Source organism: Limnobacter sp. 130 (assembly GCF_902506325.1).
Taxonomy (GTDB): Bacteria; Pseudomonadota; Gammaproteobacteria; order Burkholderiales; family Burkholderiaceae_B; genus Limnobacter.
This window is the reverse complement of sequence record NZ_LR732329.1, coordinates 1-14,324: the sequence shown is the minus strand read 5'-3', so window position 1 is coordinate 14,324 and position 14,324 is coordinate 1. Positions and strand designations below refer to the sequence as shown.

At 54.2% G+C, this 14,324-nt stretch carries 13 protein-coding genes; 8 read left to right on the top strand and 5 right to left on the bottom strand.

Annotation, left to right across the window (positions count from 1 at the left end; genetic code table 11):
- Positions 1–149 precede the first annotated feature (149 nt).
- From FRIGORI9N_RS08700 to FRIGORI9N_RS08690, 3 genes are all read left to right on the top strand, one after another.
- Positions 150–374 carry a hypothetical protein gene (locus FRIGORI9N_RS08700; RefSeq protein ID WP_159569770.1) on the top strand — a complete coding sequence of 75 codons (225 nt, stop codon included), beginning with the start codon at positions 150–152 and terminating at the stop codon, positions 372–374.
- Between the two features lie 172 nt (positions 375–546).
- Positions 547–1,965: a UDP-glucose/GDP-mannose dehydrogenase family protein gene (locus FRIGORI9N_RS08695; RefSeq protein ID WP_159569768.1), complete on the top strand. Its 1,419-nt coding sequence runs from the start codon at positions 547–549 to the stop codon at positions 1,963–1,965.
- A gap of 70 nt (positions 1,966–2,035) precedes the next feature.
- Positions 2,036–3,160, top strand: coding sequence for a beta-ketoacyl-ACP synthase III (locus tag FRIGORI9N_RS08690; protein WP_159569766.1), 1,125 nt, complete (start codon positions 2,036–2,038; stop codon positions 3,158–3,160).
- A gap of 494 nt (positions 3,161–3,654) precedes the next feature.
- Here the strand turns inward: FRIGORI9N_RS08690 and FRIGORI9N_RS08685 are convergent, their stop codons facing one another.
- Positions 3,655–4,428: a glutathione S-transferase N-terminal domain-containing protein gene (locus tag FRIGORI9N_RS08685; RefSeq protein ID WP_159569764.1), complete on the bottom strand. Its 774-nt coding sequence runs from the start codon at positions 4,426–4,428 to the stop codon at positions 3,655–3,657.
- Positions 4,429–4,566: 138 nt separating this feature from the next.
- Between FRIGORI9N_RS08685 and aroQ the strand changes: the two genes are divergently transcribed.
- The 5 genes from aroQ to FRIGORI9N_RS08660 all read left to right on the top strand — a co-directional run bounded on the left by aroQ (position 4,567) and on the right by FRIGORI9N_RS08660 (position 11,718).
- Complete coding sequence (gene aroQ, locus FRIGORI9N_RS08680) at positions 4,567–4,998, top strand: type II 3-dehydroquinate dehydratase (RefSeq protein ID WP_159569762.1); 432 nt, start codon at positions 4,567–4,569, stop codon at positions 4,996–4,998.
- 111 nt (positions 4,999–5,109) lie between these two features.
- The gene (locus FRIGORI9N_RS08675) at positions 5,110–6,516 is read left to right on the top strand and encodes an efflux transporter outer membrane subunit (RefSeq protein WP_159569760.1); all 1,407 of its coding nucleotides are present in this window, start codon (positions 5,110–5,112) and stop codon (positions 6,514–6,516) included.
- Between the two features lie 2 nt (positions 6,517–6,518).
- On the top strand, positions 6,519–7,694 hold the full coding sequence (locus tag FRIGORI9N_RS08670) for an efflux RND transporter periplasmic adaptor subunit (RefSeq protein WP_159569758.1): 1,176 nt from the start codon (positions 6,519–6,521) through the stop codon (positions 7,692–7,694).
- Positions 7,691–10,831, top strand: coding sequence for an efflux RND transporter permease subunit (locus FRIGORI9N_RS08665; RefSeq protein ID WP_159569756.1), 3,141 nt, complete (start codon positions 7,691–7,693; stop codon positions 10,829–10,831). Before FRIGORI9N_RS08670 ends, FRIGORI9N_RS08665 begins: the two co-directional genes overlap by 4 nt.
- On the top strand, positions 10,828–11,718 hold the full coding sequence (locus tag FRIGORI9N_RS08660; protein WP_159569754.1) for a helix-turn-helix transcriptional regulator: 891 nt from the start codon (positions 10,828–10,830) through the stop codon (positions 11,716–11,718). Before FRIGORI9N_RS08665 ends, FRIGORI9N_RS08660 begins: the two co-directional genes overlap by 4 nt.
- A gap of 3 nt (positions 11,719–11,721) precedes the next feature.
- On the opposite strand, the gene FRIGORI9N_RS08655 is transcribed toward FRIGORI9N_RS08660, so the two are convergent.
- From FRIGORI9N_RS08655 to FRIGORI9N_RS08640, 4 genes are all read right to left on the bottom strand, one after another.
- Positions 11,722–12,540 (bottom strand): substrate-binding domain-containing protein, encoded by an 819-nt coding sequence (locus FRIGORI9N_RS08655; protein WP_159569752.1) that lies wholly within the window; start codon positions 12,538–12,540, stop codon positions 11,722–11,724.
- A gap of 14 nt (positions 12,541–12,554) precedes the next feature.
- Positions 12,555–13,316, bottom strand: coding sequence for an ATP-binding cassette domain-containing protein (locus tag FRIGORI9N_RS08650; RefSeq protein ID WP_201301462.1), 762 nt, complete (start codon positions 13,314–13,316; stop codon positions 12,555–12,557).
- A complete protein-coding gene (locus tag FRIGORI9N_RS08645; RefSeq protein ID WP_159569750.1) occupies positions 13,309–14,016 on the bottom strand; it encodes an ABC transporter permease in 708 nt (235 codons plus the stop codon). Before FRIGORI9N_RS08645 ends, FRIGORI9N_RS08650 begins: the two co-directional genes overlap by 8 nt.
- 181 nt (positions 14,017–14,197) lie before the next feature.
- Positions 14,198–14,324 (bottom strand): flagellin (locus tag FRIGORI9N_RS08640; RefSeq protein WP_256366111.1); only part of this gene is annotated, 127 nt, incomplete at its 5' end.

The following is a 14,324-nucleotide window of genomic DNA, read 5'->3' as shown; positions in this document are numbered from 1 at the left end:
TACTTACAATTTTAGAAAGGTATCTCTAACAAAATAATTTGATTTTCAGTGCACAAGTGTGCACAATTAATTCCAAGCAGAACAAACAAAGGGTCTGCCGGGTTAAAGCGAAAGCCCCAATTTCGCATCAAATGAAAAGGGATACCAAAATGAAAAACTTTATCGACTCAGTCGTTCGCACACCAGGCATGTTGTTCATGGCCATGTTGACCACAGGCTTCACCATCAACGCAGGCGTACATTACATCAATGGCACCGGCTTTGAAGGCCCTAACCTGTTGGCTGCTGGTTGCTTGGTTGTAGGTCAAGTCGCCTTGGCAGTGGTTCATCAAATGCGCCGTTTCAGCCAAAACAACAAACTGACTTTGCAATAATGCGGGCGGTGAACAGGCGGCAAGCACTGCCGCCTTCGCCGAACCTGTACCGCAACCTTACATCCTCTGCAGTTCCCCCTTCCGCTGTCACAATCCAGTCTTAAATCTGTCAAACGCAGGCAACACTGCCACAACACACTGCTCGCATTGATCACTCATCAAAGCAAAGCACATGCGCGTTTCTATTATTGGCAGTGGATATGTAGGCCTTGTTACGGCCGCCTGTTTGGCCGAAGTCGGCAACAAAGTTTTGTGTTGCGACATTGACGAAGCCAAGATTGCCCAACTTACAAACGGTCAAAGCCCGATTTACGAACCTGGCCTGGATGAACTGCTCGAGCGCAATATTCGTGAGCAACGCCTGGAGTTCACCACCCAGATTGCAGATGCCGTTAACCACGCTGAACTGATTTTCATCTGCGTGGGCACCCCACCCCGCGAAGACGGCAGTGCCGACCTGCGCCACGTGGTCAAAGTGGCACAGCAAATTGCCATGCACATGAATGGCTTCAAGGTTGTCATCAACAAGTCGACAGTGCCCGTGGGTACGGGTGAACGTGTAACCGACGAAGTGCGCCGCGTGCTGGTGCAGCGCAATGCCCTGCATGCTTTCACAGTGGTGTCCAACCCCGAGTTTCTGAAAGAAGGGGCAGCGATTGACGACTTTCTGCGCCCCGACCGAATTGTGCTGGGCACCGACAACACACCCACCGGCCAGCGCGCCCTGCGCATGATGAAGTCGCTGTACGCGCCATTCCAGCGCCACCATGAACGTTTGATGTGCATGGATGTGCGTTCAGCCGAGTTGACCAAATACGCCGCCAACGCCATGCTGGCCACCCGAATCAGCTTCATGAATGAACTGGCCAACCTGGCTGAAAAAATTGGCGCCGACATTGAACAGGTGCGTGCGGGCATTGGCTCAGACCCCCGCATCGGCTTTTCTTTTTTGTACGCAGGTTGTGGCTTTGGTGGCTCCTGCTTTCCCAAAGACGTTCGCGCCCTGATTCAGACCGGCGAAGAAGCGGGCGAAAACCTGTCGATTTTGCGGGCGGTGAACCACAGCAATCAGCGCCAAAAGCGTGTGCTGGTCGAGAAAATCATCCAGCGCTTTGGTGAAGACCTTAGCAACATGACCTTTGCCATGTGGGGGCTGGCTTTCAAACCCGAAACCGACGACATGCGCGAGGCCAGCAGCCGCACCATTGCTGCCGAACTGGTGCTTCGCGGTGCGAAAGTGCAAGCCTTTGACCCCGTGGCCAATGAAACCGCCCGCCGCGCCATGGAAGAAGACCTGGCCATATTCAGGCAAGACGGCCCCTTGTTGGGCGAATTTGAAATCGCCAAAACCCAGGAAGAAACCCTGTTCAATGCCGACGCCTTGATTGTGTGTACCGAATGGCGCATGTTCAAAAGCCCCGACTTTTTGATGTTGAGCCGCACCCTGCGCCAGAAAGCCGTATTCGATGGCCGAAACCTGTACGACCCCGCGCTGCTGGCCGACTACGGCCTGATTTACGAGGGTGTTGGGCGCAGGGCCGAACCTGCCGATCAGGGTATGCCCGTGGAGCAAATGCGCTTGGCGTCTTAAAATTTAACGCCTTTGCCTTTATCATTGCGCAAGAGACAAAACAAACAATCATCCACCCAGGACGAGCGCAATGATCAAGGTAGCCATCAGCGGCACAGGGCTTTTCGTACCCAGCCAAACCATCACCAACGATGAATTGGTGGAGTCGTTCAACGCCTACGTGGCGAAATTCAATGAAGAACACGCCTCTGAGATTGCCAGCGGCGAGCTTCAACCCCTGCAGCCCTCCAACTCGGCCTTCATTGAAAGCGCATCGGGTATCAAACAACGCTATGTGATGGAAAAGGAAGGGGTTTTGAACCCGGACCGCCTTCACCCCTATTTCAAGGAGCGCCCGAATTCTGAATTGTCCATGATGGCTGAAATTGCAGTGGACGCTGGCCGCAAAGCGATGGATGACGCAGGGCTTACGGCTGCCGACATTGACGCGGTGATTTGTTCCGCATCCAATATGCAGCGCGCCTACCCGGCCATGGCGATTGAAATTCAGGAAGCCTTGGGCATTGAAGGGTTTGGATACGACATGAATGTGGCCTGTTCATCGGCCACCTTTGGTATTGAACAGGCTGTAAACGCCGTGCGCAGCGGCACCGCGCGCGCTGTGTTGATGGTGAACCCTGAAATTACATCGGGCCACCAGGCTTGGCTGGACCGCGATTGCCACTTTATTTTTGGTGACGTGTGCACAGCGGTCATTGTGCAACGCCTTGAAGACGCCAAGCCAGGCAGCTGGGAAGTACTGGGCACCAAACTGGCCACCAAGTATTCCAACAACATTCGCAACAACTTTGGTTTCCTGAACCGCTCGGAAGATGCGGATCCAAACGCACGCGACAAGCTGTTTATGCAAGAAGGCCGAAAGGTGTTCAAGGAAGTGTGCCCCATGGCCGCTGAACACATGGGCACACATTTGCAAAGCCTGGGCTTGAGCTCGGCCACCGATGTACGCCGCTATTGGCTGCATCAGGCCAACCTGGCCATGAACCAGTTGATCGCCAAGAAACTGTTGGGCAGCAGCGAATTCACGGCCGACAAGGCACCAGTGATTCTCGACGAATTTGCCAACACCGCGTCTGCAGGTTCGGTGATCGCATTCCACCGCCACAAAAATGACTTGACCGGTGGTGACGTCGGCGTGATCTGCTCGTTCGGGGCAGGTTATTCAATTGGCAGCGTGGTGGTTCGCAAGACCTGAACGCTGAATGCTGTGATGCGCGTGCGTGACCAAGCTTCGGTGTGGGTGCCACATCACCCTGCCTCAGCAATGCTTCTGATCCGGCTTGATGCCTCTGGCTTGGGGCATGCGAAACGCTTAAGCGTCTTCGCATCGATCCTGCGGATCGCCCCTCGCTGCGAAGCCGCCGGGAAGCCTTGCAAAGCCGGCAAGGCGGTGAAGCACCCAAACCTTGCTTTACGCCAGCCTTGTACGCGCCGCAAGTCACCTGCCTATTTGCTAAGCTAGCTCAGGTTGCAATGCCCTCGCAGCGCCGATCAAGAAAACCTGCCCGTTTGAATTCAACCGCCACGGTCGGCCAAAGGCCGGCACCGAGACTCGGCTCGCCCTTTTGCCGAGCGAGGTGAGTCAGGGTGAATCTCAAAAAGGGAAATACAGGTTTTCTGGCGAGAGAGGGCATGCGCTTGGGCTAGCTTAGCGACTGCAAGTAGACCCTCGCCAGCGTAACAAACTGTTCACGCGCCGTATGTCTTATCCAGGTACCGCAAAATGTCGTTGGACTCGTACATCGCCACACCCGTATTCGGATCGATCAAATAAGGCACCTGCACCTTGCCAGTGTTTTCTGCCAACCAAGTCCGGTTGCGCGTGGTGCCTTTGGGGCCTTTGAACAGCTTGTCGCGGAATACGGGAGGCCCCATATCGGTCATTGCACCCTTGGGCGCATTCTTCAACAGATACGGAATTTCCAGTTCGCACAAACGGGCACGAACAGGCTTGGAATAGGGACTGGACTCAAAACTGTAAAGCACCAAAGGCTCAACTGGCGCTTTGGAAGGACGGGCTTTCATGCCCTGAAAACCACCAATTCGGTACTGAAATGAACTGGCCAGCATCGATGAACCCACTGCCACTTTGCGCCCAAAGCCTTGCTGGCTTTTCAGCTTGCTCTGGTAAGTTTTGGCCAGGTAATCAATGATATTGGCGGACTCGTTCATTACCACGCCCGTGTTCTCATCCACCAGCATTGGAAACTTGGTACCAGGCAGCGTCTCGCGCGCCTCGCCGCGAAACCGCTTGCCACCTGCAGGGCATGGCAAAATCATCACATCCAGATCCATCTCGCTCAAAGCCTCACGCACCAGTCGGCAGTAAGGGCTGATCTCGATGTCATACAGTTTCAATGTTTTTTCTGGTGCTTTGCGGGCACGGGCCGTGATCCCCGTGCCGCGCCAGCCACGCGCTGTGCCAGCCAACAAGTTAAAAATTGCGTCGATATTGGTGTTCATAGAGTGCCTCTGTCTTGGAATTGTTCGAAATTTGTCGTTATTTTGTGCGCGAACGTGTCCGCAGTGTAGACGAAACCCCCTAGCCCGCCGCATTGCTTGTTACTATTTTTTCAAACACACCTGCACCGGAGAAGAAACTTGAAAAAACTGCTGCTGATCAACGGTCCCAACCTGAACCTGTTGGGCACGCGCGAGCCCGGTATTTATGGACACATGACTTTGGCTGACATTGAAAAGGCCCTGAAGAATATCGCTTTCACCGATGGCTTCGAATTGATGACCTTTCAAAGCAATCACGAGGGCGCCCTGATTGAGCGCGTTCACAAAGCCAAAACAGAAGACATCTCAGGCATCGTCATCAACCCAGCCGGTTACACACACACCAGCGTGGCCCTGCGCGACGCCCTGGCAGGCGTTGCCATTCCGTTCATTGAAGTGCACCTGTCGAACATTTACAAACGTGAGAGTTTCCGCCACAACAGTTATTTCTCAGACTTGGCTGAAGGCGTGATCTGCGGGCTGGGCTGGCAAGGGTATGTGTACGCCTTGCGGCACCTCGCGTCCAAGTAAGTAAAGCGGGGGCATGGTGATTTCCGGTTCAATTTTGTAAAGATCAGTTAACAGCTGAACAAACAGCCCCAGACTGTGGTCTGATGGGCACTCAACAAGAAAAACGACACCATGAAGCACCACCTCAAACCCCTGCTGCCCCTTGCATTGGCACTGCTGCTAGGCGCTTGTGCCACCGTTGAGTCCAAGAAGCCAGAAATTGACTCTCGATTTGAGAACGCCACTTTCAAACCCTTGGTCAACCCAAATGCGGTGCAAGCCCCGGCAGATTGGTGGGCAGGTTTTTCCAGCGAACAACTCAACACACTGATGAAACAGGCGCAAGCCGACAACCTGAGCCTTGAAGCCACCGCCGCAAGGCTGCGCGCAGCGCAAGCCAGCCTGGATGCCGCACAGGCCAGCTTCTTTCCTTCTCTCACCCTGAATGCTGGTCGGCAAGAAAACACAGTGAAAGGCACCAGCATTCAGGGGCAAGCCACCAACAACCGCGGGCTGTTTACATCGGCCTCTTTTGTAGCCAGTTATGAAATTGATCTGTGGTCGCGTGTGCGTAACACCGCCCAGGCTGCTCAATTGCAACTGCAAGCCACACAATACGAACTCGACGCCGCCAGAATAACCATCGCAGGCCAACTGGCCACCACCTGGTCTCAATGGGTTGCTGCAGACCAAACCGTGCGCCTGTTTGAGCAAGAACTGACCAGTTTCAAGACCAACCTGAAACTGGTGGAATTGCGTTTTCGCCAGGGTAGCGCGCTTGCCTCCGATGTGTTGCAACAAAGGCAACTGGTCGAGTCAGCACAAGGCAACCTGGCTCAGGCCCAGTCCAATCGCGACGTGTTGCTTAACAGCCTGTCACTGTTGCTTGGGCAGCCGCCCAACAAAATCAGCCTGAACCGCGAGAATCTGCCCACCCTGCCCCCATTGCCAGCAACCGGCTTTCCAGCTGAATTGCTTAACCGCCGTCCGGATGTTCAACAGGCATGGTCTGCCGTTTTATCCACCGATCGAAACGTGGCAGCCGCCATTGCAAACCGGTTTCCACAACTCAGCCTGCGTGCCAGCTTTAGCGACCAAACCCGGGATTCCGATTTGTTGTTCGACAACTGGGTGCGCAACTTGAGTGTCAACCTGGTTGCCCCCCTGTTCGACGGGGGCGCACGCTCGGCCGAGGTAGCGCGCCAAAAGGCCTTGCTGGATCAAGCTGTTGCCCAATATCAGGAAGCGGCCATCAATGCGCTGGCCGACGTGGACAATGCACTGATTCAGGAAACCCGACAACGCGACGCAATGGAAAGTTTTCAACGCCAGCTTGAGTTGGCTGAACTCAGCTTGAACCGCTTGTTTGCAGGCTACCGCAACGGCACAGTCGATTACCTGGCCATTCTGGATGCGCAGCAAAGCACCAGTCAGCTAAGGCGGAATCTGGTGAATGCACAACAACAATTGGTGGGCTTTCGCATTGCCTTGTACAGGGCTTTGTCGGGCAGCATTCCACAAACTAAAGCAGCAGGGTAGTCATGAGCCAACAAACTTTTTTCAAACGCAAATGGGTGCAAATTGGCCTGGCAGTCGGTGTGGTGACACTGGGTGTTATTGGATCAGAAATGTTGGTGGCTACAGCCCCCACGGCCAGTCGCAAGCCGCCGGAAAAAACTGCACGGCTGGTGACCACCGCACCTGTCAAAGCCGGGGACTACAACGTGACTTTGCTTGGATACGGCATCGTCGAACCCGAGCAACAAATTACTTTGCAAGCCAGGGTTAGTGGCGCAGTGCAAAGCATTGGCCCAAAGTTTGTTCCAGGCGCTTCATTTAAAAAAGGCGATGTGCTGGTGCAGCTGGACGACACCGATTACCGCATTGAATTACAAACAGCCCAGGCTGCACTGGCCCAGGCACAGTCGACTCTCACAACCGAACAGGGTAACCAGGTGGTGGCGCAATCCGATTTCGAATTGCTTGGCATGAATGTCGATGAACGTGAACGTGCACTGATATTGCGCAAGCCGCAGCTGGAAGCCGCCAAGGCCACAGTTCAATCGGCTCAAGCTGGCGTTGATCGCGCCAAAGTCAACCTGGAACGCACTGTGTTGCGTGCCCCGTTTGACGGTGTTGTGGTAAGTCGTGAAGCAAGCGTGGGCGCGCAAGTCAGCGCCACCACCGCACTTGGTGTGCTGGCCAGCAGTGAGGCCTACTGGATCAATGTGGCAGTACCCCAGTCGGATTTGAAATGGATCAAGTTTCCTGAAGGCAAACAGCCCGGCTCCACCGTGTGTGCCAGCGATGCAAGCAGCAGCGAGCAAGGTTGCCACAAAGGCAAGGTGCTTAGCTTGCAAACCAGTGTTCAAGACAGCGGGCGACAAGCGCAGGTGCTGGTGGAAGTACCACGCACGCGCGAAAAAAACTTGCAGCCCTTGCTACTGTCCCAGTATGTCAAAGTGCGCTTCGATGGCATTGAGCTGAACAATGTGTTCAAAATTGAGCCGTCCTCGGTGCATGACAACAAGGTGTGGGTAAACGACGGCGGCGAACTCGACATTCGACCGGTCAACATTGCCTTCCGTTCAGCCGAGTATGTCTTGATCGATCAAGGTTTGAAAAACGACGACGAGATCGTCACATCGAACCTCGGTGCACCCGTGAATCGCATGGCCATTCGAACGAATGAACGCACCAATGAGGCCGCCAAATGAATGCCGCCAGTCGTCGTCGGGTAGACCGTTCAGGCCCACTGGCCTGGATGACCAAAAACACAGTGGCCGCCAATATCTTGATGTGGGTGTGCCTGATCGGCGGTGTCTTTGGTTTCATGAACATGACCAAGGAAGTATTTCCAGAATTTGAACTCGACCTGGTCACCGTTTCAGTGGCCTACCCAGGCGCCAGCCCTGAAGATGTAGAACAAGGCATTGTGCTCGCTGTTGAAGAAGCCATATCGGCCATTGAGGGCATTGTTGAAGTCAACTCCACCGCCAATGAAGGCGCCGCAAACGTGCTCATCGAGATTGACGAATCGGAAGACGCACAGGCTGTGTACGATCGAATCAAGCAAGAGGTGGATCGCATCACCACTTTCCCCGGCGATGCTGAAGTACCCAATGTGTCGCTGACCGCGCGCAAGCGTGGCGTGGTCACCTTGGTGGTACATGGCGACACCGATGAATTGTCACTGCGCAACCTGGCCGAGGAGGTGCGCGATGGATTGTTGCAAAATCCGGGAATCACTCAGGTTGACCTCAGCGAAATTCGTGAACAGGAAATTCATGTTGAAGTACCCGAAGCCCGACTCAACGCCTATGGCTTGACGCTGCAAGGTATCGCCGACAACATTCGGGCCAATGTGGTTGAGGTTTCTGGCGGCAGTATTTCAACTCAAAGCGGCGAGATTTTGTTGCGTGTGTCGGAAAGACGCGATTTTGCCAAAGAGTTTGCGGCGCTCCCAATTGTGTCGCCCGTCAGTGGTACGCCTTTGAAGCTTGGCGACATTGCCAATGTGCGCGACGGCTTTCAGGATGTGGACAAATACGCCACCTTCAATGGCAAGCCATCCATTGAAATTTCAGTGTCACGCATTGGTGAACAAACCCCCATTGGAATTTCCGAAGCCACGCAAGAGGCACTGGAGCGAATTCGCCCCTTGATGCCCGAGGGTGTGGAAATTTCAGTGGTCAGCGATCGTTCAGACACCTACAAACAACGGCAAAACCTGTTGGCTAAAAATGCCATCATGGGATTGATATTGGTCATGGTCTTGCTCACCATTTTCCTGGACTGGAAACTGGCCTTCTGGATCACCATGGGTATTCCGATCGCGTTCCTGGGCGCCATGTTGCTGCTGCCCCTGTTCGGCGTCACCTTCAACATGATTTCCATGTTCGCCTTCATTGTTGCCTTGGGCATTGTGGTGGACGATGCCATTGTTGCAGGCGAAAACATCTACGAGTACCGGCAACAAGGCATGACCCTGCTGGATGCCTCCATTCAAGGGGCACGTGATGTGGCCGTGCCGGTCACCTTCAGCATTTTGACCAATGTTGCTGCGTTTGCACCTTTGCTGTTTGTACCTGGTTTTTTGGGAAAAATATGGGGTGTTATTCCGCTGGTGGTGTGCACGGTGTTTGTGGTGTCGTTGATTGAAGCCATTTTCATTTTGCCGGCCCACCTGGCCAACAGCAAAGAAGGTACGGGCAAATTCCACAACTGGCAGCAAAAGTTTTCCAAAGGGTTCAGCCGGTTCATTGAACTGCGCTACTCCCCGATTGTTCACAAATGTGTGGAATATCGATACCTGTCCATGGGCGTGGGCATTGCACTGATGGTATTGGTCATCAGTTGGCCAGTCAGCGGTCGCATGGGCTTTGAGCTGTTTCCCCAGGTAGAGTCCGATCAATCCGAAGTGCGCGTACAACTGCCCTTGGGCAGCACCAATGAACAGGTCAATCTGGTCCGGGACCGAATTGTGGCCAGCGCCCTGAAAACCGTCGAGGCCACTGGCGGTGAGCGACAAAGCACAGGCATTTACGCCAGTGTTAATGAAAACAGTATTACGATTAAAACCTACCTGACACCGCCAGGTGTACGCCCCGTGCCCACAGCGGAATTCACCGAACAGTGGCGGCTTGATGTTGGCAACATTCCCGGCGTGGAAACCATTCGCTTTGCCGCCGACTCGGGAGGACCCGGCAGCGGACCAGCCTTTACCGTGCAGTTAAGCCACCGCAATGTCGACACCTTGCGCCAAGCCAGCGAGGCTTTTGCGCGTGAACTGGCCAACTACCCCATTGTGTCTGAAATTGACGATGGTTTTCAGAATGGCAAAGAGCAATTCAGCTTCGCCTTGAAGGAAGAAGCGCGCCGTTTGGGCCTAAGCTCCAACGAAATTGGCCGACAGGTGCGCGCTGCGTTTTTTGGTTCAGAAGCATTGCGCCAGCAACGTGGCCGCAACGAGGTCAAGGTGCTGGTGATGCGCCCGGAAACCGAGCGATCGGCACAAACCGATGTCCGCGACCTGTTGGTTCGCACACCACAAGGCACGCTGGTTCCCCTTCACTCGCTGGTAGTGTTTGATGACACCCGCGCGGTGGCCAACATCACCCGCCGAGATGGCCGCAGAACCATCTCGGTGACCGCCAACGTGAATCCACGCAACCAGGCGCAGCAAGTACAAAACGCCACTGTGCAAGAATTGATGCCCAAGTTGATGGCCGATTACCCGGGCTTGAGCTACAGCTTCGCGGGTCGCCAGCAAGACTTCTCGGAGGCCTTGGCTGGTTTGGGTAAAGGCTTTTTGGTGGCGCTTCTGATCATTTATGTATTGCTGGCCATTCCATTTAAAAGTTACCTGCAACCATTCGTGGTGATGCTCGCGATTCCATTCGGAATATTTGGTGCCATTGTGGGTCACTTGATGATGGGCTATAGCATCAGCATTGTGTCGATGATGGGTATTCTTGCTTTGGCGGGCGTGGTCGTGAACGACTCGCTGGTCATGGTAGACCACGCCAATGAAAAAGTGCGTGGGGGCATGACACCGTACGATGCCATTTGCACCTCGGGCGTGCGGCGCTTCAGACCGATTATGCTGACCACCATTTCAACCTTTGGTGGCCTGGCCCCCATGATTTTTGAGACCTCGCGCCAGGCAAAGTTCATGATCCCAATGGCCATTTCACTGGGCTACGGAATTTTGTTTGCCACTGCCATTACACTGTTGCTAGTGCCCTGCCTGTATTTGATGGTCGACGATATACGCCGTTTGCTGGGCACCAGCCCGGGCCTTGAGCCCAATGAAATCGATTTGACCAAACTGGAAGAAACCCGCACCACATGAATTCAGGTCTGGACAACACCGAGTTTTTGACCACCAAGGAAGTGGCTGAACTGTTGCGCATCAAGGAACGCAAGTTGTACGACCTGGTCAGCGCACAAGAAATTCCCTGCGTCAAAGCCACTGGCAAATTGCTGTTTCCAAAAGCGGCGTTGATGCACTGGATACGCACCGGAGAATTACAGGCTGCCGACGCAACAACACCATTGCGCCCCAACGTGGTGACCGGCAGCCATGACCCACTTCTGGAATGGGCCATACGCGAATCGGGATGCGGTTTGGCCACGCAGTTTGATGGCAGCTTGGGCGGGCTCGATGTATTCGAAAACAATGGCGCCGTGGCCACCGGCCTGCATGTTTTGAGTCCAGATGACGAGACATGGAACACCCATGCCGTTCAAGCCCGGTTCGCGAAAAACAATGTGGTGTTACTGCGTTGGGCAACACGGCAACAGGGTTTGATCGTGGCCAAAGGCAATCCGAAACGAATTACAAATGTTGCCAGTCTGCCTTCGCTGAATGTAGCAACACGACAGGCTGGCGCAGGCGGAATGATTCTGTTTGAACACCTGCTGCGCGACAAGAATTTGAGCATGGCGCAACTGAATATCACCGAAACCTGCCGAACCGAAAATGACACCATTGCAGCTGTCGCCAGCGGCAAAGCCGATGCTGCACCCGGCTTGCAAGCCTTGGCGCTGCAATTCGGCCTTGGTTTTGTTCCAACGCAGCAAGAAAATTTTGATTTGATTGTGTGCCGGAAAGCCTGGTTTGAACCACCCTTTCAAACACTGATGCAATTCACGGCAAGCGATGTGTTCCAGAAAAAGGCGCAAGAATTTGCTGGCTACAACACCGCGGCGCTGGGCACCGTGGTGTGGAACGCCTAAGCTTTATTTGGGTGCATTGGGAAAAAACAGGGATTGCCCATTCTGTTTGTAAGCTGCAATTGCAGCCTGCCCTTTCGGTGACACAATCCAGTTCACAAAGGTATTGGCCAAATCGCTTTTCACATTGGGGCATTTCGCAGGGTTCACCGCGATCACGCCATATTGATTGAACAGCGTGGGGTCTCCTTCTACTGCGATTCTGAAATTGCTTTTGTTGCCAAACGCGATCCAGCTGGCACGATCCGCCAATACATAGGCTCCCATGCCGACCCCTGTATTCAAGGTGGCGCCCATGCCCGAGCCGGTCTCGCGGTACCACCTGCCACTGGCTGCTTTCACATCCACATTGGCCGCCTTCCACAATTCAATTTCTTTTTTGTACGTGCCGCTGTCATCGCCCCGCGAAGCAAACAAGGCCTTCTTTTCGGCTATTGCCTTGAACGATTTCACGGCCTCCTTGGAGCCCACCACACCAGCCGGGTCATTGCCAGGGCCCACCACGACAAAGTCGTTGTACATCACATCCGTGCGCTTCACACCATAACCGTCGGCCACAAACTTTTCTTCAGCCGCCTTGGCATGAACCAGCACCACATCACCGTCACAGTTCTGGGCATTTTTCAAAGCCTGTCCTGTGCCCACGGCAACCACACGCACCGCAATGCCTGTCTCTGCCTTGAAAACTGGCAACAGGTGATCAAACAAACCCGAGTTCTGGGTCGAAGTTGTAGACTGCACAAGGATGAACTTGTCGGCGGCGTGTGCCTGAACCAACAGGCCACTGATCAGCACTGCAATGGTCAGCCTGAGTTTTTTTGGCACGTGGGTCTCCTCGTTTAAATCAGTAACTCGCCAGCAAGGTAAGCCTTGGCCTCCCGGCTGGCGGGGTTCTTCAAAAATTCATCCGCTTGTTGAGTGGCGTGCACTTCGCCTTTGTGAACAAACACAATTTCGTCGGCCAGGCGAGCTGCCTGCCCTTGGTCATGCGTCACCACGATCACCTTCACACCACACTGGCTGGCACGCAGCACAATGTTTTCGATCAAGGCTGTGGCTTGGGGATCCAGGCTGGCGCTGGGCTCGTCCAGGATCAACAACCCGGGCTTGGCAGCCAGAGCACGCAGCAAAGTAAGCCGCTGTTGTTCACCACCAGACAATTTTCGCGCTGGCGATTTTGCAAGGTGCTGCATGCCCCCCAACTCAAGCAAAGCATTTGCACGCAGGTGGCGCTGGCTTCGATCACCACCAGCAATGGCCAATGCATGCCACAAGTTGGCTTCCACGCTACGACGCAACAGCACAGGGCGCTGAAATACAAAACCGATTTGATCACGGGGTGTTTGATTCAAGCCGCTGAAGTGAACACATCCTTTGCCGGGCTCAATCAGGCCTGCCAGCAGTCGCAAAATCAGGCTTTTTCCTGCGCCGTTGGGACCCATGATGGTTGTGATGCCCGGCCCGTCGATTTTCAGGTTCAGATCACTGAAAATGCGGTGTTTGCCAAACGAAAGGTGCACCCCCTCGAACTGGATCGGTAAAAAACCCGAGAAAGGTTTCTGCGGGGCAAGTAACACCAGGTCGCTGTTCATCTTAAGCATAGGCCCTCTTCTGTGCGCCCTGCTTTAAAAGAAACAGGCCTGCATTGATGAGAATGGACAGCACAATCAGAATAATGCCCAGACCAAGCGCCAGGGCCAATTCACCCTTCGAGGTCTCAAGCGCAATGGTGGTGGTCATGACACGGGTTACATTGGCAATGTTGCCCCCCACAATAATCACGGCCCCCACCTCGGCCAGCGCACGGCCCAGGCCAGCCAACGCACTGGTCAGCAAGGAATAGCGTGCATCCACAATCAGGGTCCAAATGGTCTGAATGCGACTGGCATTCATGGCGCGCAACATTTCGTCGTATTCGCCGTACAGGTCTTCGATCACTTGCCGGGCCAACGCCGCCACAATGGGGGTTACCAGCACAACCTGCGCAATCACCATGGCTGTGGGGGTGTAAAGCAATTGGAGAAACCCCAAGGGCCCTGCCGCTGATAAAAACAGGTAAATGACCAAACCCACCACCACCGGTGGCAAACCCATGAGGGAATTCAGAAACACCACCAGCACCATTCGCCCTGGAAACCGGCCAATGGCCAAAGCAGCCCCGATTGGAAAACCAAGCAAACATGCAATGGAGACGGCTGTGAACGTGACTTGAAGCGACAAAGCAATAATGTCGATCAACGTGGGGTCAGCTTGCCCGATCAGGGTAAAGGCTTGTACAAAGGCTTGAGAGAAATCTTGCATTTATATGCATTTTTTACGGAATAAATGCAGTTTAATGCCAAATGGTGCGTGATGTCATTGGTACAAACACCAGCGGGGAGAAAAAAGGCAGAGGACGAATGGTCCGAATCCGGGAATGTCCCCTGCCGAAACCAGCTGATCCGATGCTAGTCAGATCAGCCAGTGCTTGGTCAATTCAGGGTTACTGCAACAGGCTCAGCACGTTGTTGGGCAACTGGTTGGCCTGGGCGAGCATGGCGGTGCCAGCCTGCTGCAAGATCTGTGAGCGGGTCAGTGCTGCCGTTTCCTTGGCAAAGTCTGCATCCATG